The sequence below is a fragment of the Streptomyces sp. NPDC050842 genome, from assembly GCF_044456565.1.
Lineage (GTDB): Bacteria > Actinomycetota > Actinomycetes > Streptomycetales > Streptomycetaceae > Streptomyces.
Genome location: NZ_JBITGA010000004.1, coordinates 149,309 through 168,361 on the forward strand (window position 1 = coordinate 149,309; position 19,053 = coordinate 168,361).

The window sequence follows — 19,053 nt, forward strand, 5'->3', positions numbered from 1 at the left end:
GCCCAATCAGACCGAGAGGACCTGGCGCTTGTTGTAGGTGCCGCAGCTCGGGCACGCGATGTGCTGCAGCTTCGGCTCCTGGCAACGCTCACACGAAACCAGGGTGGGGACCGCAGCCTTCCACTGCGACCGGCGGTGGCGCGTGTTGCTGCGCGACATCTTCCGCTTCGGAACAGCCACGGCTACTTCTCCTGCTTCTCGGCGGCGCTTCGGACGTCCCCGTCAGAGGCTTTGCCGCTCATGTTGTCCTTCTCATCGGTTCCCAGCGAACCGGCGAGTCCCTGCAATGCCGCCCAACGGGCGTCGACGGCATCATGGTGGTGGCCCGGGTTCTCGTTCAGGTTGGCTCCGCATTCGGAGCACAGACCCTCACAGTCCTCCCGGCACACCGGCTGCATCGGCAGTGCGAGCACCACCGCATCACGCAGCATGGGTTCGAGGTCGAACATGCCGTCCTCGAGGGGGGTCATGCTCTCGTCTTCCTCGGCTTCGTCGTCCGCGGCCGCCTTGGAGCGGCCCCGGTCGTCGGAGTCGGGGTACGAGAACATCTCCTGGAAGTCCACGTCGAGATCAAGCTCGACGGGCTCCAGACACCTTACGCACTCCCCCTCGGCCGATGCACGGGCGGTGCCTGTGACAAGCACCCCTTCCATGACCGACTCAAGACGGAGATCGATTTCCACGGGAGCGCCCTCGGGCACTCCGATGACCCCTTCGACGCCGAGGACCGTGGGGGCCTCGACGGAACGCGAGAGCCGCTGGAGGGAGCCAGGACGCCGCCCCAGCTCGTGTGTGTCGAACACGAGGGGGTTGCGGTGGTCGAGGCGCGCGCTCAGGGCTCTTCCTGCTTTCGAATCGTGAGGGGGCTGCCAGAAGTGGGCAGCAAGGATCGCGGAATACGCGCGACCGAAGAGCCAGGATACTGGACGCTTCGCTCAGGGCCCAATCCGGGCCCCGTGCCCCTTACTGCCCCTGTTCGTACCGGCGCAACTGCTCCAGGTCGATCATGCTCGTGTCGAAGAAACTGGTCTCGTCGAGCGCGGCGGCCGGCTGCTGCTGCGGGGCCTGGGGCTGGTACTGGTGCTGCTGCGGCTGCTGCTGCTCGTAGCCGTACTGACCCTGGTACGCGTACGGGTCGGGCTGCTGCTGGTACCCGTACGGGTCCGGCTGCTGCTGGTAGCCGTACGCCGGGTCCTGCTGCGGCTGCTGGTGCTGCTGGTACGCGTAGGGGTCGGGCTGCTGCTGGGCCGGGATCTGCGCGGGGGCCTGTGCGGGGACCGGGACCGGCTGGGGGTCGGCGAGCTCCGCGAGCCCGGCGAGGTAGTCGGCGTCGCTCGTGTGCACCGTGCCGCCGAGACCGTCCTGGGCGGCCATGTGCTCGCCGAGGTCGTCGGTGGCGATCCGGCCGTGCAGCTTCTGACGGCCGCGGCCGACGGCCTCCAGGGTCTTGCTGAGGACCGCCTCGAAGGCGCCCAGCTTGGCGTCCACGTACTCGTCGGCCCGGCTGATCAGGGTCTGCGGGTCCGCGCTGTACTCGGGGGCGTCCTCGTCCGCGTAACCGTCCTGGTCGAGGCCCGGGCCGCGGCCGAGGAGCTTCTCGCGGCCCCGGTCGACGGAGCCGATCGTCTTGTTGAGGACGACCTCGAAGTTCGCGAGCTTGGAGTCGACGTAGTCGTCGGCCTCGGCGCGGACCTCCTCGGCCTCGCGGCGGGCCTCGGCGAGGATCCGGTCGGCCTCGCCCTGAGACTCCCGGGCGACCTGGGTGTCGGAGACGATCGAGCCGCGCTCGGCGTGGGCGGCCTCGATGATCCGCTCGGCCTCCTGACGGGCCTGCTCGACCATCTGCTCCCGGCCGCCGATCAGCTCCTGGGCCTGGGCCAGGGAGCCGGGCAGGGCGTCCCGTACCTCTTCGAGCAGGGAGAGCAGCTCGGCGCGGTTGACCACGCAGGATGCCGACATGGGCATGGAACGGGCGCCCTGAACGGTCGCGACGATCTCGTCGAGCTTCTTCTGCACGTCCACCGGGTGCTCGCCACTCTCTACAGCTGGATGGAGACGGACGGGACGACTGTAAGGGCAGTCGGCTCCCGTCCGACACCAGGTGACGGAGCGTCAGTGGAGGTGGCCGCGTGTCACTTCCGCGCGAGGCGCTCGGTCAGCCGGCCGAGGACCTGCGGCGGGACCAGGTGGGAGACGTCGCCGCCCCAGGCCGCCACCTCCTTGACCAGCGAGGAGGAGAGGAAGCTGTACGTCGGGTTGGTGGGGACGAAGAGGGTCTCCACGCCCGAGAGCCCGATGTTCATCTGCGCCATCTGCAACTCGTAGTCGAAGTCGCTGACCGCACGCAGGCCCTTGACGATGGCGGGGATGTCCCGCTGCTTGCAGAAGTCGACGAGCAGTCCGTGGAAGGACTCCACCTCGACGTTGCCGAAGTCGGCGGTGACCTCGCGGATCAGCTCGATCCGCTCGTCGACCGTGAACAGTCCCTGCTTGGACTGGTTGATCATCACCGCGACGTGTACGACGTCGTACAGCTTGGAGGCGCGGGCGATGATGTCGAGATGTCCGTTGGTGATGGGGTCGAATGACCCCGGACAGACGGCGCGGCGCAACGTGAGTCCCTCGCTCTCCGGTCCGGTCATGGTGCGTCTTCGCACGTAGAGGCGGCGCGACCGTACCAAAACGTTCCCTCGCCGTAACGACGGGCCCGCAGTGGCTCGAATCCGGCCGGCCAGCCGAACTCCCCGCCTCGGGTGCTGCGCTCCACGGTGACGAGGGCATCGTCCGTGAGCCAGCCCTCCGAGCGGAGTGTGAGGAGGATCTCCCGAAGATCGTCGTCCGCGACGGCGTACGGAGGGTCGAGGAACACCAAGTCGTACGGGTCGGCCGGGGCCGGTCCCGTGACGATCTGCTCCGCTTTGCCGGTCCGGAGCTCGGCGCCGGGCAGGCCCAGTGTCCTGATGTTCTCGCGGATCGTCTTCGCGGCGCGGGGCTCGGCCTCGACGAGGAGCGCGTGGACCGCGCCCCGGGACAGCGCTTCGAGCCCGACGGCGCCGGAGCCCGCGTACAGGTCGGCGACCCGGGTCCCGTCCAGGGTGCCGAGGAACGCCTCCCAGGTGGAGAAGAGGCCTTCGCGCGCCCGGTCGGAGGTGGGGCGGGTGCCGGTGCCGGGGGGCACGGCAAGTCGGCGTCCGCCGGCGGTGCCGGCGATCACGCGGGTCATCGGTGTCCTCGTTCTCCGTAAGCCATTGCGTTCGCAACAGCTTATGGCGGTTGCCGCCGCCCCGGGGTCAGCCCTTCTCCAGGTATTCCTCCCGGTCCTTGTCGAGCAGGGCTTCGAGGGCGGTGCGCAGTCCGGGGTGGGCGGTGAGGTCCGGGTCGGCGAGGACGAGGGTGGTGGCCTCCTCGCGGGCGGCGGCGATGACCTCCTCGTCGTCGATGACGGTGAGCACCTTCAGGGAGGAGCGGACGCCGGACTGGGCCTGGCCGAGGACGTCTCCCTCGCGGCGCTGTTCGAGGTCGATGCGGGAGAGCTCGAAGCCGTCGAGGGTGGCGGCGACGGCGCCGAGGCGCTGCCGGGCGGGGCTGGCCTCGGGCATCTCGGTGACGAGGAGGCAGAGGCCGGGGGCGGAGCCGCGGCCGACGCGGCCGCGGAGCTGGTGGAGCTGGGAGACGCCGAAGCGGTCGCCGTCCATGATCACCATGGCGGTGGCGTTGGGGACGTTGACGCCGACCTCGATGACGGTGGTGGCGACGAGGACGTCGAGGTCGCCGGCGGCGAAGCGGCGCATGACGTCGTCCTTGTCGTCGGGGTGCATCCTGCCGTGCAGGACGGCGATCCGCAGGCCGGTGAGGGGGCCGGTACGGAGCTTCTCGGCGACCTCCAGGACGGCGAGCGGCGGGCGCTTCTCGGCCTCGTCCTCGGCGGACGACTTGGACTTCTTCTTCTGGTCCTCCTCGTCGCCGATCCGGGGGCAGACGACGTACGCCTGGTGGCCGTTCTCGACCTCCTCGCGCACCCGCTCCCAGGCGCGGGCGAGGAAGTGCGGCTTGTCGGCGGCGGGGACGACGTGGGTGGCGATCGGGGAGCGTCCGGCGGGGAGCTGGTCGAGGACGGAGGTCTCCAGGTCGCCGAAGACGGTCATGGCGACGGTGCGCGGGATGGGGGTGGCGGTCATCACGAGCAGGTGGGGCGGCTGCTTGCCCTTGCCGCGCAGGGCGTCGCGCTGTTCGACGCCGAAGCGGTGCTGTTCGTCGACGACGACCAGGCCGAGGTCGTGGAACTGGACCTTGTCCTCGATCAGCGCGTGCGTGCCGATGACGATCCCCGCCTCGCCGGTGACGAGGTCGAGGAGGGCCTGCCGACGGGCGGCGGTGCCCATGGAGCCGGTGAGCAGGACGACCTTGGTGGCGCGGTCGGCGCCGCCGAGCATGCCTCCCTCGGCGAGCTCGCCCATCATCTCGGTGATCGAGCGGTGGTGCTGCTGGGCGAGGACCTCGGTGGGGGCGAGCATCGCGGCCTGTCCCCCGGCGTCGACGACGGCGAGCATGGCGCGCAGGGCCACCATCGTCTTGCCCGATCCGACCTCTCCCTGGAGGAGGCGGTGCATGGGGTGTTCGGTGGCGAGGTCGTCGAAGATCTCGCGGGAGACCTTCTGCTGGCCGTCGGTGAGGGTGAAGGGCAGCTTGGCGTCGAAGGCGTCGAGGATGGCGCCGGGGACGGGGCGCCGGGCGACGGCGGGGAGTTGGGTGTCGGCGTGCCGCCGGCGGGCGAGGGCGACCTGGAGGACGAAGGCCTCGTCCCACTTGAGCCGGTCGCGGGCGTCGGCGACGTCCGCCTTGGTACGGGGACGGTGGATCTTCCGCAGGGCTTCGGGCAGCTCGGCGAGGCCGCGGCCCTCGCGCAGGGCGGGCGGCAGGGGGTCGGCGGCGTCCTCGGCGTGCGGCAGGACGGCGTCGACGGCCTTGGCGATCTTCCAGGACTCCAGTTTGGTGGTGGCCGGGTAGATCGGGATGAGGGCCCCGGCCCAGCCGGCCACCGTGTCGGCGCTCGCGGTGGTCTCGTCGCCGTCGCCGTCGCCGCGGAGGAGTTCGTACGCGGGATGGGCGAGCTGGAGGCGCCGGTTGAAGAGCGAGACCTTGCCGGAGAACATCGCGCGGGTGCCGGGCAGCAGGTCCTTGTGCGGCTTGTGCACGCCCTTGCCGAAGAAGACCAGTTGGAGGCGGCCGCTGCCGTCCGTGATGGTCACTTCGAGGCGCTGGCCGCGTCCCTTGGAGCCGTTGAAGGTGAGCACGCGGGCGTCGGCGACCTGCGCGACGACCGTGACGTGTTCGTCGAGCGGCAGGTCGGAGAGTGTGGTCAGCTCCCCCCGCTCGGCGTACCGGCGGGGGTAGTGGTGGAGCAGGTCACCGACCGTGTGCAGGTCGAGTGCCTCGGCCATGACCTTGGCGGTGGCGGGGCCGAGGGACTTCTTGAGTGGTTCGTCGAGCGCGGGCACGCGTTCCATTGCACACCACGCCACCGACAGTCGGGGTGTCCCACCCGGGTCATTCCACTCCGATGAGCAGCGGCGGGGCTCCTTCGCCCGCGTGGTACGTGGTCGTGTCGACGGCCAGGTAGCCGCTGCGGACGTGGCGTTCGAGGGCGGCGGCGAGGTCGGGCGGGGTGTCGTCGGCGACGATCAGGGTGACGAGTTCGCCGCCCGCCGACAGCATGCGGTCGAGGACCGTGCGGGCCGTGTCGGTGAGGTCCTGGCCGATGACGGCGACGTCGCCCTCGATGAGGCCGAGGACGTCGCCGGCCTGGCAGACGCCGGCCGAGGTGAAGGACTGGCGCTCCGCGACGGCGAGTTCGGCGTAGCGGGTGGCACCGGCGGCGGCGGTCATGGCGACGACGTCCTCGTCGAAGCGGCGGTCCGGTTCGTGGACGGCGAGGGCGGCGATGCCCTGGACGGCGGCCCGGGTCGGGATGAGGGCGACGCGGATGCCCTCCGCCCTGACCCGTTCGGCCGCGGCGGCGGCGGTCTGGCGGAGTTCGGTGTCGTTGGGCAGGAGGACGACCTCGCGGGCGTGGGCCCGTCGGATCGCGTCGACGAGTTCGTCCCCCGCGGGCTGTTCGCCGGGCCGCGTCTGGACGGTGGTGGCGCCCGCCTCGGCGCACAGTCCGGCCAGGCCCTCGCCGGGGACGACGGCGACCACCGCGCGCTGGGCCCGCGCCCCGCGCGCGTCCGCGTCCGTCTCCGGCGCGGCGCTCGCGAAGTGGGTGACGCGGATCCGGTGGGGCCGGCCCGCCTCGATGCCGACCTCGACGGCGGCTCCGGCGTCGTCGGTGTGCACGTGGACGTTCCACAGTCCGTCGCCGCCGACGACGACCAGGGAGTCCCCCAGTGCGTCGAGGCGGGACCGCAGCAGGTCCACGGCCGCGTCCTCGGCCTCCAGGAGGTAGATCACCTCGTACGCGGGTCCGTCCTCGGTGCCGCATTCGTCGGGCGCGGCGGGCCGGGCCGGTACGACCACGCCGTGCGGCGCCGTCTCCGGGCGGTCCGGCGTCCGGCCGGTCACGGTCTCCACGAGCGCTCCGAGGACGGTCACCAGGCCCTGTCCGCCGGCGTCCACGACCCCGGCGCGGGTGAGGACGTCCAGTTGGCCCCGGGTGGTCGCCAGGGCGGTCGTGGCGCCCTCGTAGGCGCTTCCGGCCACTTCCGCGAGTCCGCCGCCGCCGGTGCAGGCCCGTGCGGCGGCGGAGGCCACCGTGAGGATCGTGCCCTCGACGGGGTGGGCGACGGCCCGGCGGGCCGCGTCGGCGGCCTCCGCCAGGGCGCGGGCGAGGTGATCACCGTCACGTCCCTCGGCGAGGACGGCCGCCATGCCGCGCAGCAGCTGGGCGAGGATGGTCCCGGAGTTGCCGCGGGCGCCGAGCAGGGCCCCGTGCGCCATGGCCCGTACGGTCTCGGCGGCGTCGGGTTCGGCGGCGGAGAAGACGGCTTCGACGGCCTGGTGGGCGGCTTCCGCCGTCAGGTACAGGTTGGTGCCGGTGTCCCCGTCCGCGACCGGGTAGACGTTGATCGCGTCGATCTCCTCGCGCTCCCGCCCGAGGGCGTCAAGCGCCCGCGCGGACCAGGTCCGGAGCGCTTCGGCGTCGAGCTCGACGAGCTCCTCGGAAGGCTGAAGGGCTCGCGACAACAGGGGTCCTCCTTCGGCGGTGAGCTCACCGCAGGGTAGACCCGGGGTGTCCTTCCCCCAAGCTCTCGGCTTCGCTCGAGCAGGGGGGACCCCCAGTGACCTGGGCCCGGGGCGAGGTCGGCGCAGACCATGGTAGTTTCGTTCCACCGAAGCAGGCGTTGTATGCTGCTTCGGTTGCCCGGTTCACACCGGGCCATCCCCCGGCAAGCCACTTCAGACTCCTGATTCCGGTGCGCCGGATTTCACTGTAAATCTGAAGTCTTTGGAGTGACCCGTGGCTGCCAACTGCGACGTCTGCGGCAAGGGGCCGGGCTTCGGCAACAACATTTCGCACTCGCACCGCCGTACGTCCCGTCGCTGGAACCCGAACATCCAGCGCGTGCGTGCCGTGGTCGGTCGGACGCCGAAGCGGCTCAACGTCTGCACCTCGTGCATCAAGGCCGGCAAGGTCTCGCGCTAATCGCGACGTTCCGTCGTAGCGCAGCCCCTGCGGTTGCCTTGAAAGGCCGGTTCACCTAGGTGAACCGGCCTTTTGCCGTACCCGGAATCCTTTCCGGAGAGCCGGCTACTTCCTGAACCGCCAGCCGTGGTCGACCGGGCCTATGCCCGTGCCCAGGGCGAATCCGGCGGCGATGGCCCCGGTCACGTACTCCTTGGCCTGCCGTACCGCCTCCGGCACCGCCAGGCCCTTGGCGAGCCCCGAGGCCACCGCCGAGGCGAGCGTGCAGCCCGTGCCGTGCGTGTGCCGGTTGTCGTGCCGGGGCGCACGCAGCCAGTGTTCCTCGGTGCCGTCCGTGAGCAGGTCCACGGCCTCCTGGCCCGTGGGCAGGTGCCCGCCCTTGATCAGGGCCCAGTCCGCCCCGTACGACAGGATCGCCTCGGCGGCCACCCGCATGTCGCCCTCGTACACGACGTGGACGCCTGTGAGCTGCGCCACCTCGTCCAGGTTGGGCGTGGCGACGGTCGCGACCGGCAGCAGCTTCGTCCGGACGGATTCCAGGGCCGAGGCGGCGAGCAGCGAGTCCCCGTGCTTGGAGACGCCGACCGGGTCCACGACCACGGGCGCCGCCGTCCCGGCGAGGAGTTCGGCCACCGTCTCGACGAGCCCGGCGGAGGCCAGCATGCCCGTCTTCACCGCCTGGACGCCGATGTCGTCGACGACGGCCCGGTACTGGGCCCGTACGGCCTCCTCGGGCAGCTCCCACGCGCCTTGGACGCCCCGCGAGTTCTGGGCGGTGACGGCGGTGAGCACGCTCATGCCGTGGACGCCGAGCGCGAGCATCGTCTTCAGGTCGGCCTGGATGCCGGCGCCGCCGCCGGAGTCGGATCCGGCGACGGTGAGGACGAGCGGAGGCCCGAGCGGGGGCACGAGCGGAGGCCCGAGCGGGGGCTGCCCGGAGGGCGTCACTCCGTCTCCCCGAAGTGGTCCCAGCCGCCCGTGCTGTGCCAGGGGGCTCCGTCCACGGTGACCTGCGGCAGCGCCGAGGGGTTCAGGACCTCGCCGATGACCTTCCAGCGGGCGGGGAGCTTCACGTCCGGCGGGAAGGTGGCCACGATGGCGTGGTCCTCTCCCCCGGTGAGCACCCACTGCATGGGGTCGACGCCGACGGCCTGGCCGATGTCGTTCATCTGGGTGGGGATGTCGATGAGCCCGGAGCGCAGGTCGATGCGGACCTTGCTGGCCTCGGCGATGTGGCCGAGGTCGGCGATGAGGCCGTCGCTGACGTCGCACATGGCGGTGGCGCCGAGTCCCGCGGCGGCGGGGCCCGCGTGGTACGGCGGCTCGGGCCTGCGGTGGGCCTCGACGAAGGCGCGGGGCGAGCGGAAGCCGCGGGAGAGCACGGCGTATCCGGCGGCGGACCAGCCGAGCCAGCCCGTGTAGGCGACGACGTCGCCGGGCTGGGCCCCGCCCCGGGTCACCGGGTCGTGGTTGCGGAGGTCGCCGAGGGCGGTGATGGCGATGGTGATGGTGTCGCCCCGGACGACGTCGCCGCCGACGACGGCCGCGCCCGCGACCTGACATTCGTCGCGCAATCCGTCCATGAGTTCGACGGGCCAGGTGGCGGGCAGTTCGGCGGGGACGACGAGGCCGAGGAGGAGCGCGGTGGGGACCGCGCCCATGGCGGCGATGTCCGCGAGGTTCTGCGCGGCGGCCTTGCGGCCGACGTCGTACGCCGTCGACCAGTCGCGGCGGAAGTGACGTCCTTCGAGGAGGATGTCCGTGCTGGCCACCACGCGCCGGTCGGGTGCGGAGACGACCGCGGCGTCGTCGCCGGGCCCGATCCGTACCGCCGGGGTGGAGGTGAGCCGGGACGTGAGCTCTCTGATGAGCCCGAACTCGCCCAGCTCTCCGACTGTGCCCTTCACCGCGTCTCACCTCGTGTCTTCGTGCCGGCCGGCGGGCGGGGGCGTGCCTGGGCGCGCCGCGGGTCGCGGGCCGTCACCGTGCTGGGTACCGTCAAGTAGACCGTCAACTTCTGTCGTGCGTACGCCACAACGCGAGTGCCCCGGGACGCGCGGGTCTCCCCGTGGCCCGCGGCGACGCGGTACCGTGGCGTCCCTTTCTCCCACAAGATCCTCGTGGTCGCCCTGGAGGTTCCGTGGTACAGGCGTACATCCTCATCCAGACCGAGGTGGGCAAGGCGTCGACCGTCGCCGACACCATCTCCAAGATCCCGGGGGTGCTCCAGGCCGAAGACGTGACCGGACCCTACGACGTGATCGTGCGCGCGCAGGCGGACACGGTGGACGAGTTGGGCCGCATGGTGGTCGCCAAGGTCCAGCAAGTGGACGGCATCACGCGCACCCTCACCTGCCCGGTCGTTCATCTGTAGCCCCCGTCTACGCTTGGCCGGTGAAGTCTTCCCACCGGCCCTTCGGCCTGCCCGCCGCCGTCACGGCAGCCGTCCTGCTGCTGGCCGCCACCGGCTGCTCCTGGACGGACGCCGGGGCGTCCGTGGCGGTTCCCCACCCCCCGGCGGCGGAGGCGAGCCTCTGCCGGGCGCTGGAGAAGGAGCTGCCCGACACCGTGGCGGGTCTTGAGCGGAGCGATCCTGAGCCGGGCTCCGAGCTGACCGCCGGGTGGGGTGACGGTGCGATCGTACTGCGCTGCGGGGTCCCCCGGCCCGAAAAGATGAGCGATCCGAACTCCCAGGCCGTCGAGGCGAACGGCGTGAACTGGATGCTGGAGCGTCCGGAGGGCGGCGGACCCCGTTTCACGTCGGTGTACCGGGAGACGTACGTCGAGGTGACGCTGGACGAGCGGTATCAGCACGACGCCACACCGCTCGCCGATCTCGCCGCCTCCGTGGAGAAGGCGATCCCCTGCGGCCTCGATCCGGAGTGCGTCTAGGCGCACTCCGGATCTCACGGTCCGGTACGGCTAGCGCAGGCCCGTGGAGCGGGTCAGCGCGGCCTGGATCAGCCGGTCGACGAGCTCGGGGTAGCTCACGCCGCTCTCCTGCCACATCCGCGGGTACATGGAGATGGGCGTGAAGCCGGGCATCGTGTTGATCTCGTTGATCACGAACTCGCCGTCCTCCGTGAGGAAGAAGTCGGCGCGGACCAGTCCCTCGCAGGAGACCGCCTCGTACGCGGCGACGGCCAGGCGCTGGATCTCGGCGGTGGCCTCGTCGCCGATCGGGGCGGGCACGATGCCGGAGGCCGAGTCGATGTACTTGGCCTCGAAGTCGTAGAAGTCGTGGTCGGTGACGGGCGGGATCTCGGCCGGCACGCTGGCGCGCGGGCCGTCCTCGAACTCCAGGACGCCGCACTCGATCTCGCGGCCGCGCAGGAGCGACTCGACGAGGATCTTGGGGTCGTGGCGGCGGGCCTCCTCGATGGCCTCGTCGAGGCCCGAGAGGTCGTCGACCTTGGTGATGCCCATGGACGAGCCGCCGCGTGCCGGCTTCACGAAGAGCGGCCAGCCGTGCTCGGCGGCGAACTCGACGATCTTCTTGCGGGCGGCGGCCGGGTTCTGGTCCCACTCGCGCGGGCGGATGACCTCGTACGGGCCGACCGGGAGGCCGAAGGAGACGAAGACGCGCTTCATGTACTCCTTGTCCTGGCCGACGGCGGAGGCGAGGACGCCCGCGCCGACGTAGGGGACGCCGGAGAGCTCCAGGAGGCCCTGGAGGGTGCCGTCCTCGCCGTACGGGCCGTGCAGCATCGGGAAGACCACGTCGACCTCGCCGAGGGCCCGCGGGACGGAGCCGGGCTCGCTGAGGACGACCTCGCGGTTCGCGGGGTCGACGGAGAGGACGACGCCGCCTTCCGTGGACTCGGCCAGGTCGGCGACGTTCGGCAGGGCGCGGTCGGCGATGGCCATGCGCTCGGGGGCGTCGGCGGTGAGCGCCCAGCGCCCGTCCGTCGTGATGCCGATGGGCAGCACGTCGTACTTGTCCCGGTCGATGGCGCTCAGGACGGCGCCCGCCGTGACGACGGAGATGGCGTGCTCGGAGCTGCGACCGCCGAAGACGACGGCCACGCGCGGCTTGCGGGGGCTCTGGGTGTTCTCGCTCATATCGCGATGAGCGTACCTTGCGGCTCCCGAACGGCTGAGCGCCCCGCTCCCCCCGCGCGCGTCCGTCACCCGTCCGTCAGCGGCGCTCGGACTTCGCGCTGCGGGACATCAGCTCCTTGAGGGCGACGACCGGCGGCTTGCCCTCGTGGACGATCGAGACGACGGTCTCGGTGATCGGCATGTCGACGCCGTGGCGGCGGGCCAGATCGAGCACGGACTCACAGGACTTGACGCCCTCGGCGGTCTGCTTGGTGGCCGCGATGGTCTCCTGGAGGGTCATCCCGCGGCCCAGGTTGGTGCCGAAGGTGTTGTTCCGGGAGAGCGGCGAGGAGCAGGTCGCCACCAGGTCGCCGAGGCCCGCGAGGCCGGAGAAGGTGAGCGGGTCGGCGCCCATGGCGAGGCCGAGGCGGGTGGTCTCGGCGAGGCCGCGGGTGATGAGCGTGGCCTTCGAGTTGTCGCCGAGTCCCATGCCGTTGGCGATGCCGACGGCGAGTCCGATGACGTTCTTGACCGCGCCGCCGAGCTCGCAGCCGACGACGTCGGTGTGCGTGTACGGGCGGAAGTACGGGGTCATGCAGGCCGCCTGGAACCGCTGCGCGACCGACTCGTCGACGCAGGCGACGACGGCGGCGGCGGGCTGCCGGGAGGCGATCTCCAGGGCCAGGTTGGGTCCGGTGAGGACGGCCACGCGCTCGGCGGGCACGTCCGCGACCTCCATGACGACCTCGCTCATCCGCTCGGCGGTGCCGAGTTCGACGCCCTTCATGAGGGAGACGAGGACGGTGTCGGGGGCGAGCAGCGGCTTCCAGGCGGCGAGGTTGCCGCGCAGGGTCTGCGAGGGGACGACGAGGACGGTGAAGTCGGCGTCGTGGGCGGCCTCGGCCGGGTCCGCGGTGGCCGTGATCGCCCTCGGGAGTTCGATGCCCGGAAGGTAGTCGGGGTTGACCCGGGTGGTGTTGATCTCCTTCGCGAGCTCCGCGCGGCGGCCCCAGAGGCTCACCTCGCAGCCCGCGTCGGCGAGCACCATGGCGAACGCGGTGCCCCAGGATCCGTTGCCGAAGACGGCTGCCTTGGTCACTTGGTGCCTCCCTCGGCGGCCTTGCGTCGCTGTTCGAGGCGGGCCTTGCGGTGGTCGTACGGTTCGTCGGGCGCCTTCTCGCCGCGGACCTCCTCCAGGAGGGAGGTGATGGCGGCCATGATCGCCTCGGTGGCCTCGCGGAGCACCTCGGGCGTCGCCTCCAGGCCGTCGAAACGGGAGAGGTCGACGGGCGGACCGGCCTGCACGGTCAGCGTCTTGCGGGGGAACAGGCTGAGCTTCTTGTCCTTGGCGTACGGCGGCATCGCGAGGTTGGCGCCCCACTGGGCCACCGGGATGACCGGGACCTTGGTGAGGAGCGCGACGCGGGCGGCGCCGGTCTTGCCCGCCATGGGCCACATGTCGGGGTCGCGGGTCAGGGTGCCCTCGGGATAGAAGGCGACGCACTCGCCGCGCTCGATCGCGTCGACGGCGGCCCGGAAGGCGTCCAGCGCGTTGGTGGTCTCGCGGTAGACGGGGATCTGGCCGGTGTTGCGCAGCATCATGCCGACGAAGGGGCTCTTGAAGAGGCCCGCCTTGGCGAGAAGGCGCGGGACCCGGCCGGTGTTGTACTGGTAATGCGCGTACGACAGCGGGTCCAGGTACGAGTTGTGGTTGACCACGGTGATGAATCCACCGTCGGCCGGAATGTGCTCCATACCGCGCCAGTCCCTCTTGAACAGAACCACCAAGGGGGGTTTGGCGATGACCGCCGCGAGGCGGTACCAGAAGCCGATTCTGCGGCGGGGCACTCGGACACCTTTCTCCGGGACTGGCTGGCAGGGGGTCAAGTGTCGCCCCGTGCTCCTGGTCTGTCGAGGACACGGTACGCCCCGGGGCCTCCGCCGGACCGCGCGGGCGGGACAGAATGGGCCCCGATGAACAGTGACGCGGACGACGGCTGGTGCCTCGTCTTACCCCTGAAACCCCTTGCCCTGGCGAAGAGCAGACTGGCCGCGGCGACGGGAGCCCTGCTGCGCCCCCGGCTCGCCCTGGCGTTCGCCCAGGACACGGTGGGGGCGGCGCTGAACTGCGCGCGCGTACGGGATGTGGTGGTCGTCACGGACGATCCGACGGCCCGGGCCGCCCTCGCGGCCCTGGGGGCGCGGATCGTGCCCGACCTGCCGGCGGCGGGGCTCAACGCGGCGCTGGAGTACGGGGTCGGCGCGATACGGGAGCGGCGGCCGCACGCGCGGGTGGCGGCGCTCAACGCCGATCTGCCGGCACTGCGGACCGCGGAGCTGGCCCGGGTCCTGGACACCGCCCGGAAATTTCCGAGGGCATTTCTCGCGGATGCCGCCGAAATAGGTACGACATTCCTCTCGGCGGGTCCGGGGGTGGAATTGGAACCGGCATTCGGGGGCGCGTCGAGACTGCGCCATTTGTCGTCGGGTGCGGTGGAAATCCGGCTGACCGGGGTGGATTCCGTACGCCGGGACGTGGACACCGGCGAGGATCTGGCGGAGGCCCGGGCGCTGGGGCTCGGCCCGCGGACGGCCGCCCAGTGGCTGCCGGCGGCCGGATAGGCTGCGGTCCATGCAGGCGACCGCGTTCACGTACGACTCCGAGACCCGCAGCGGAAGTGTGCTGCTCGACGACGGCACCCCGGTGGATTTCGGGGCGGAGGCCTTCGACGCGGGCGGGCTGCGACTGCTCCGGCCGGGGCAGCGGGTGCGGATCGAGGCGGAGCCGGGGACGTCCGGGGCCGGCCTGCGGATCACGCTGGTGACGCTCCAGACCTTCTGACCTCTGGCCTTCTGGCCTTCCACGCGAACGCGCCGCGGGCCGGGCTCCTGGATGGGGAGCCCGGCCCGGCGGGTGGTACCGCTCGTCCTACTTCTTGGCGGCAGCCTTCTTGGCGGTCGTCTTGCGCGCCGTGGTCTTCTTCGCGGGCGCCTTCGTCGCCGTGGCCTTCTTCGCGGCCGGCGCGGTCTTCTTGGCCGTGGCCTTGACGGCCTTCTTCGCCGCGGCCGTGGTGGTCTTCTTCGCGGCGGCGGTCGTGGTCTTCTTCGCCGCCGTCGAGGCCTTCTTCGCCGCCGCGGTGGTCTTCTTCGCCGCCGCGGTGGTGGTGGTGGTGGTCTTCTTGGCCGGGGTCGCCTTCTTCGCGGCGGCCGTCGTGGCCTTCTTCGCCGGGGTCGCCTTCTTCGCGGCGGCCTTCTTGGCGGTGGTGGCCTTCTTCGCCGCGGCCTTCTTCACGGTCGCGGCGGCGGCACCACCGGTGAGGCTGCCCTTGGGGGCCTTCTTGACGGAGACCTCGCCACCCTTGGGGAGCTTCTTCGAGCCGCTGACCAGGTCCTTGAAGCCCTGACCCGCGCGGAAGCGCGGAACCGAGGTCTTCTTGACCCGGACGCGCTCGCCCGTCTGCGGGTTGCGGGCGTAGCGGGCCGGACGGTCGACCTTCTCGAACGAGCCGAAGCCCGTGACCGAGACCCGGTCGCCACCGACCACGGCACGCACGATGGCGTCGAGCACGTGGTCGACGGCTTCGGCGGCCTGCTGGCGACCGCCCATCTTGTCGGCAATCGCTTCTACGAGCTGCGCCTTGTTCACGTCTTCCCCTTCGGAGACATTGCCAGAACGAAAGTGTTCAAGCTTTTTCGCACGTTAGGCATGTATATACCGCAAATCAAACACGAAACGGGCTAATCACCCTAGTGCCGCAACGCAAAAGACCCGTCGCGGAGTTCCTGGTGTCAGTCGTCCTCTGGGAATCGGCCCTCGTCGAGGTCCTTCATCAACCGGTCCAGACGCGTTGCCGCGTCCTTGAGATCGTGCTTCGCCGCGGCCGTCACGACCAGCAGCTTCCGGGACAGCGCCATCCTTACGCCCTCCGGGACTTGCAGTGAGCGCACTCTTGTGTGCGCTTCCTTCAATCGGGCGGCGACTGACTCGTAGAGCTCGAGTTGGCTGTCGCGTTCCATGCACCGATTGTGCCATCTAGGGCGAGTTGTCGCCCGACAGGGTCCCAACAAGCGACTGCGCCCCCCACCAGGCGGTGGGGGGCGCAGTCTTGGAAAAGCGCTGCTCAGACCGTAATTGTACGGGGCTTATGGGCCGGTCGTGCCGCCTCGTAGGCCGCGATGTCGGCTTCGTTCTGAAGGGTGAGGCTGATGTCGTCGAGTCCGTTCAGCAGACGCCAGCGGGCGTTCTCGTCGAGCTCGAAGTCCGCGTCGATCCCGGCGGCCAGGACCTTGCGCTGCTCCAGGTCGACCGTGATCTCGGCGGTCGGGTCGGCCTCGGTCAGCTCCCAGAGGGCGTCCACCGTCTCCTGCGGCAGGACGACGGTGAGCAGGCCGTTCTTCAGCGAGTTGCCGCGGAAGATGTCGGCGAACCGGGCGGAGATGACCGTCTGGAAGCCGTAGTTCTGGAGCGCCCAGACGGCGTGCTCACGGGAGGAGCCGGTGCCGAAGTCGGGGCCGGCCACCAGGACCGAGGCGCCCTGCCGCTCGGGGCGGTTGAGGATGAACTCGGAGTCCTTGCGCCAGGCCTCGAAGAGGCCGTCCTCGAAGCCGTCGCGGGTGACCTTCTTGAGCCAGTGCGCCGGGATGATCTGGTCGGTGTCGACGTTGCTGCGGCGCAGCGGGACGGCCCGGCCGGTGTGCTTGGTGAAAGCTTCCATGGTTCCTCAGACCCCCGCGGTGGTGGTGGCGTCGGACAGATCGGCCGGGGAGGCCAGGTGGCCCAGGACGGCGGTGGCGGCGGCGACCTGGGGCGAGACCAGATGGGTCCGGCCGCCCTTGCCCTGCCGGCCCTCGAAGTTGCGGTTGGAGGTGGACGCGGAGCGCTCACCGGGGGCCAGTTGGTCGGGGTTCATGCCCAGACACATCGAACAGCCCGCGTGCCGCCATTCGGCGCCGGCCTCCTTGAAGACCTTGTCCAGGCCCTCCTCCACGGCCTGCAGGGCGACCCGGACGGAGCCGGGGACGACCAGCATGCGGACGCCGTCGGCGACCTGACGGCCCTGGAGCAGTCCGGCGGCGTTGCGCAGGTCCTCGATGCGGCCATTGGTGCAGGAGCCTACGAAGACGGTGTCGACCTTGATGTCGCGCAGCGGCTGCCCGGCGGTCAACCCCATGTACTCCAGGGCCTTTTCGGCGGCGTGGCGCTCCGAAGCGTCTTCGTACGAAGCCGGGTCGGGGACGTTCGCCGAAAGCGGCGCACCCTGGCCGGGGTTGGTGCCCCAGGTGACGAACGGCGCCAGCGAGGCGGCGTCGATGACGACCTCGGCGTCGAAGACGGCGTCCTCGTCGGACTTCAGCGTCTTCCAGTACGCGACGGCGGCGTCCCAGTCCTCGCCCTCGGGGGCGTGGGCACGACCCTCCAGGTAGGCGAAGGTGGTCTCGTCGGGGGCGATCATGCCCGCGCGGGCGCCGGCCTCGATCGACATGTTGCAGATGGTCATCCGGGACTCCATCGAGAGCTTCTCGATGGCGGAGCCGCGGTACTCCAGGATGTAGCCCTGGCCGCCGCCGGTGCCGATCTTCGCGATGATCGCGAGGATCAGGTCCTTGGCGGTGACGTCCTCGGGCAGTTCGCCGTCGATCGTGATGGCCATGGTCTTCGGGCGGGCCAGCGGCAGCGTCTGGGTGGCGAGCACGTGCTCGACCTGGCTGGTGCCGATGCCGAACGCCAGCGCGCCGAAGGCGCCGTGCGTGGAGGTGTGCGAGTCGCCGCAGACCACGGTCGTGCCCGGCTGGGTCAGGCCCAGCTGCGGTCCGACGACGTGGACGACGCCCTGCTCGACGTCGCCCAGCGGGTGCAGCCGGACGCCGAACTCGGCGCAGTTCTTCCGCAGGGTCTCCAGCTGGGCGCGGGAGACGGGGTCGGCGATGGGCTTGTCGATGTCGAGGGTCGGGGTGTTGTGGTCCTCGGTGGCGATGGTGAGGTCGAGGCGCCGCACCTGCCGGCCGTTCTGGCGGAGGCCGTCGAAGGCCTGCGGGCTGGTCACCTCGTGCAGCAGGTGCAGATCGATGAAGAGGAGGTCGGGCTCGCCCTCGGCGCGCCGGACGACATGGTCGTCCCAGACCTTCTCCGCGAGTGTCCTACCCATCGCTTTCCCTCCGGCCGACGTCTACGCCGGCACAACTAGAGACCCGTTTCGCGGGCCGTTGTGCGGCCGCATCTCCAGAGTGCCAAGGTCCTCGGAAAATTGAACTTGCGTTTCACAGAGTGAGACGCGAATATCGTTGCATGGACAACTCTAGCGGCGTAGGCGTTCTCGACAAGGCAGCCCTTGTCCTGAGCGCCCTGGAGTCCGGTCCGGCCACCCTCGCAGGACTGGTCGCGGCGACGGGACTCGCACGACCCACGGCACATCGACTCGCCGTGGCACTGGAACACCACCGGATGGTGGCGCGTGACATGCAGGGCCGGTTCATCCTCGGACCGCGCCTCTCGGAGCTCGCGGCCGCGGCCGGCGAGGACCGCCTGCTCGCGACCGCCGGTCCCGTGCTGACGCATCTGCGCGATGTCACCGGCGAGAGCGCGCAGCTCTACCGGCGCCAGGGTGACATGCGCATCTGCGTGGCGGCGGCCGAGCGGCTCTCGGGCCTGCGGGACACCGTCCCGGTCGGCTCGACGCTGACGATGAAGGCCGGCTCGTCGGCGCAGATCCTGATGGCCTGGGAGGAGCCCGAGCGGCTGCACCGCGGCCTCCAGGGCGCCCGCTTCACGGCGACGGCCCTGTCGGGCGTACGGCGCCGCGGCTGGGCCCAGTCGATCGGTGAGCGGGAGCCGGGCGTCGCGTCCGTCTCCGCGCCCGTACGCGGCCCTTCGAACCGCGTCGTGGCCGCCGTGTCGGTCTCGGGTCCGATCGAGCGTCTGACGCGCCACCCGGGCCGTATGCACGCCCAAGCGGTCATCGACGCCGCCGCCCGTCTCTCCGAGGCGCTCCGCCGCAACGGCTGACGCTTCCGTCCCTCCTGGCAGCCTTCTCCCGCCGCCCCGCCCGAACAACCTCGGCCCACCGCTTCAACGCCGCAGCGGTGGGCCGGAGTTGTGCACGCTTCTCCTGCGTGACAGTCGCGCGCGAACAGCGAAGAAGCCCTCCCCCGAAGGGAAGGGCTTCCTCGTTCTGTACCCCCGACCGGATTCGAACCGGCGCTACCGCCTTGAGAGGGCGGCGTGCTAGGCCGCTACACAACGGGGGCCTTTTGCGGATCAGATCCGCGGGTGCAGATGAGCTCTGCGAGCTGGCCTACCTGGACTCGAACCAAGAATGACGGTACCAGAAACCGTAGTGTTGCCAATTACACCATAGGCCATGGTGGTTACA

The 19,053-nt window shown here is 70.9% G+C and carries 22 protein-coding genes and 2 tRNA genes; 6 read left to right on the plus strand and 18 right to left on the minus strand.

The features are described from left to right. Positions 1-6 precede the first annotated feature (6 nt). The 7 genes from rpmF to ACIBG6_RS13815 all read right to left on the minus strand — a co-directional run bounded on the left by rpmF (position 7) and on the right by ACIBG6_RS13815 (position 7,182). Positions 7-180: a 50S ribosomal protein L32 gene (rpmF, locus tag ACIBG6_RS13785; protein ID WP_015036448.1), complete on the minus strand. Its 174-nt coding sequence runs from the start codon at positions 178-180 to the stop codon at positions 7-9. Between the two features lie 2 nt (positions 181-182). Continuing rightward, positions 183-890: a YceD family protein gene (locus tag ACIBG6_RS13790; RefSeq protein WP_399223350.1), complete on the minus strand. Its 708-nt coding sequence runs from the start codon at positions 888-890 to the stop codon at positions 183-185. Positions 891-963: 73 nt separating this feature from the next. Next, a complete protein-coding gene (locus ACIBG6_RS13795) occupies positions 964-2,022 on the minus strand; it encodes an ATP synthase F0 subunit B (RefSeq protein WP_399222810.1) in 1,059 nt (352 codons plus the stop codon). A gap of 110 nt (positions 2,023-2,132) precedes the next feature. After that, the gene (gene coaD, locus ACIBG6_RS13800; protein WP_314620756.1) at positions 2,133-2,612 is read right to left on the minus strand and encodes a pantetheine-phosphate adenylyltransferase; all 480 of its coding nucleotides are present in this window, start codon (positions 2,610-2,612) and stop codon (positions 2,133-2,135) included. A gap of 26 nt (positions 2,613-2,638) precedes the next feature. Continuing rightward, a complete protein-coding gene (gene rsmD / locus ACIBG6_RS13805) occupies positions 2,639-3,223 on the minus strand; it encodes a 16S rRNA (guanine(966)-N(2))-methyltransferase RsmD (RefSeq protein WP_317599518.1) in 585 nt (194 codons plus the stop codon). 67 nt (positions 3,224-3,290) lie between these two features. Then, positions 3,291-5,507, minus strand: a complete 2,217-nt coding sequence (recG, locus tag ACIBG6_RS13810) for an ATP-dependent DNA helicase RecG (RefSeq protein WP_399222811.1) — start codon at positions 5,505-5,507, stop codon at positions 3,291-3,293. Between the two features lie 40 nt (positions 5,508-5,547). Further along, positions 5,548-7,182 carry a DAK2 domain-containing protein gene (locus ACIBG6_RS13815; protein ID WP_399222812.1) on the minus strand — a complete coding sequence of 545 codons (1,635 nt, stop codon included), beginning with the start codon at positions 7,180-7,182 and terminating at the stop codon, positions 5,548-5,550. Between the two features lie 274 nt (positions 7,183-7,456). Here ACIBG6_RS13815 and rpmB point away from each other — a divergent pair, with 274 nt between their 5' ends. Continuing rightward, positions 7,457-7,642, plus strand: a complete 186-nt coding sequence (gene rpmB, locus ACIBG6_RS13820; protein WP_003957616.1) for a 50S ribosomal protein L28 — start codon at positions 7,457-7,459, stop codon at positions 7,640-7,642. Positions 7,643-7,747: 105 nt separating this feature from the next. On the opposite strand, the gene thiD is transcribed toward rpmB, so the two are convergent. Both thiD and ACIBG6_RS13830 read right to left on the minus strand, forming a co-directional pair. After that, on the minus strand, positions 7,748-8,551 hold the full coding sequence (gene thiD, locus ACIBG6_RS13825) for a bifunctional hydroxymethylpyrimidine kinase/phosphomethylpyrimidine kinase (RefSeq protein ID WP_399223351.1): 804 nt from the start codon (positions 8,549-8,551) through the stop codon (positions 7,748-7,750). Positions 8,552-8,586: 35 nt separating this feature from the next. Next, positions 8,587-9,549, minus strand: a complete 963-nt coding sequence (locus ACIBG6_RS13830; protein WP_317599510.1) for a thiamine-phosphate kinase — start codon at positions 9,547-9,549, stop codon at positions 8,587-8,589. A 233-nt stretch (positions 9,550-9,782) separates the two neighbouring features. On the opposite strand from ACIBG6_RS13830, the gene ACIBG6_RS13835 reads away from it, so the two are divergent. Both ACIBG6_RS13835 and ACIBG6_RS13840 read left to right on the plus strand, forming a co-directional pair. Then, complete coding sequence (locus ACIBG6_RS13835) at positions 9,783-10,016, plus strand: Lrp/AsnC family transcriptional regulator (protein WP_015036438.1); 234 nt, start codon at positions 9,783-9,785, stop codon at positions 10,014-10,016. Between the two features lie 20 nt (positions 10,017-10,036). Further along, the gene (locus ACIBG6_RS13840) at positions 10,037-10,534 is read left to right on the plus strand and encodes a DUF3515 domain-containing protein (protein WP_399222813.1); all 498 of its coding nucleotides are present in this window, start codon (positions 10,037-10,039) and stop codon (positions 10,532-10,534) included. A gap of 30 nt (positions 10,535-10,564) precedes the next feature. On the opposite strand, the gene ACIBG6_RS13845 is transcribed toward ACIBG6_RS13840, so the two are convergent. The 3 genes from ACIBG6_RS13845 to ACIBG6_RS13855 all read right to left on the minus strand — a co-directional run bounded on the left by ACIBG6_RS13845 (position 10,565) and on the right by ACIBG6_RS13855 (position 13,531). Beyond that, the gene (locus tag ACIBG6_RS13845) at positions 10,565-11,704 is read right to left on the minus strand and encodes a D-alanine--D-alanine ligase family protein (RefSeq protein WP_399222814.1); all 1,140 of its coding nucleotides are present in this window, start codon (positions 11,702-11,704) and stop codon (positions 10,565-10,567) included. A gap of 76 nt (positions 11,705-11,780) precedes the next feature. Beyond that, complete coding sequence (locus ACIBG6_RS13850; RefSeq protein WP_399222815.1) at positions 11,781-12,782, minus strand: NAD(P)H-dependent glycerol-3-phosphate dehydrogenase; 1,002 nt, start codon at positions 12,780-12,782, stop codon at positions 11,781-11,783. Next, positions 12,779-13,531, minus strand: coding sequence for a lysophospholipid acyltransferase family protein (locus tag ACIBG6_RS13855; RefSeq protein WP_399222816.1), 753 nt, complete (start codon positions 13,529-13,531; stop codon positions 12,779-12,781). Before ACIBG6_RS13855 ends, ACIBG6_RS13850 begins: the two co-directional genes overlap by 4 nt. Positions 13,532-13,657: 126 nt before the next feature. On the opposite strand from ACIBG6_RS13855, the gene cofC reads away from it, so the two are divergent. Next, positions 13,658-14,305, plus strand: coding sequence for a 2-phospho-L-lactate guanylyltransferase (gene cofC, locus ACIBG6_RS13860; protein WP_399222817.1), 648 nt, complete (start codon positions 13,658-13,660; stop codon positions 14,303-14,305). A gap of 10 nt (positions 14,306-14,315) precedes the next feature. Further along, positions 14,316-14,525 (plus strand): hypothetical protein, encoded by a 210-nt coding sequence (locus tag ACIBG6_RS13865; RefSeq protein WP_024755919.1) that lies wholly within the window; start codon positions 14,316-14,318, stop codon positions 14,523-14,525. Positions 14,526-14,612: 87 nt separating this feature from the next. Here the strand turns inward: ACIBG6_RS13865 and ACIBG6_RS13870 are convergent, their stop codons facing one another. The 4 genes from ACIBG6_RS13870 to leuC form a co-directional block, all read right to left on the minus strand. Continuing rightward, positions 14,613-15,329 carry an HU family DNA-binding protein gene (locus ACIBG6_RS13870; protein WP_399222818.1) on the minus strand — a complete coding sequence of 239 codons (717 nt, stop codon included), beginning with the start codon at positions 15,327-15,329 and terminating at the stop codon, positions 14,613-14,615. A 143-nt stretch (positions 15,330-15,472) separates the two neighbouring features. After that, positions 15,473-15,700: a hypothetical protein gene (locus tag ACIBG6_RS13875; RefSeq protein ID WP_030325570.1), complete on the minus strand. Its 228-nt coding sequence runs from the start codon at positions 15,698-15,700 to the stop codon at positions 15,473-15,475. A 104-nt stretch (positions 15,701-15,804) separates the two neighbouring features. After that, positions 15,805-16,398, minus strand: coding sequence for a 3-isopropylmalate dehydratase small subunit (gene leuD, locus ACIBG6_RS13880; protein WP_399222819.1), 594 nt, complete (start codon positions 16,396-16,398; stop codon positions 15,805-15,807). A gap of 6 nt (positions 16,399-16,404) precedes the next feature. Further along, positions 16,405-17,829 carry a 3-isopropylmalate dehydratase large subunit gene (leuC, locus tag ACIBG6_RS13885; protein WP_399222820.1) on the minus strand — a complete coding sequence of 475 codons (1,425 nt, stop codon included), beginning with the start codon at positions 17,827-17,829 and terminating at the stop codon, positions 16,405-16,407. Positions 17,830-17,969: 140 nt separating this feature from the next. On the opposite strand from leuC, the gene ndgR reads away from it, so the two are divergent. Then, a complete protein-coding gene (gene ndgR, locus ACIBG6_RS13890; RefSeq protein WP_017235973.1) occupies positions 17,970-18,686 on the plus strand; it encodes an IclR family transcriptional regulator NdgR in 717 nt (238 codons plus the stop codon). Positions 18,687-18,855: 169 nt separating this feature from the next. Here ndgR and ACIBG6_RS13895 read toward each other — a convergent pair. Together ACIBG6_RS13895 and ACIBG6_RS13900 are read right to left on the minus strand one after the other, a co-directional pair. Beyond that, positions 18,856-18,928, minus strand: a tRNA-Glu gene (locus ACIBG6_RS13895). Positions 18,929-18,970: 42 nt separating this feature from the next. Next, positions 18,971-19,042 (minus strand) — tRNA-Gln (locus ACIBG6_RS13900). Positions 19,043-19,053: the final 11 nt, after the last annotated feature.

Excerpts from the sequence above, each read along its gene's own strand:
- ACIBG6_RS13865 (WP_024755919.1), top strand. The coding sequence starts at position 14,316 with ATGCAGGCGACCGCGTTCACGTACGACTCCGAGACCCGCAGCGGAAGT.
- recG (WP_399222811.1), bottom strand. The coding sequence starts at position 5,507 with ATGGAACGCGTGCCCGCGCTCGACGAACCACTCAAGAAGTCCCTCGGC.
- leuC (WP_399222820.1), bottom strand. The coding sequence starts at position 17,829 with ATGGGTAGGACACTCGCGGAGAAGGTCTGGGACGACCATGTCGTCCGG.
- ndgR (WP_017235973.1), top strand. The coding sequence starts at position 17,970 with ATGGACAACTCTAGCGGCGTAGGCGTTCTCGACAAGGCAGCCCTTGTC.
- cofC (WP_399222817.1), top strand. The coding sequence starts at position 13,658 with ATGAACAGTGACGCGGACGACGGCTGGTGCCTCGTCTTACCCCTGAAA.
- ACIBG6_RS13875 (WP_030325570.1), bottom strand. The coding sequence starts at position 15,700 with ATGGAACGCGACAGCCAACTCGAGCTCTACGAGTCAGTCGCCGCCCGA.
- rsmD (WP_317599518.1), bottom strand. The coding sequence starts at position 3,223 with ATGACCCGCGTGATCGCCGGCACCGCCGGCGGACGCCGACTTGCCGTG.
- leuD (WP_399222819.1), bottom strand. The coding sequence starts at position 16,398 with ATGGAAGCTTTCACCAAGCACACCGGCCGGGCCGTCCCGCTGCGCCGC.
- ACIBG6_RS13845 (WP_399222814.1), bottom strand. The coding sequence starts at position 11,704 with ATGAGCGAGAACACCCAGAGCCCCCGCAAGCCGCGCGTGGCCGTCGTC.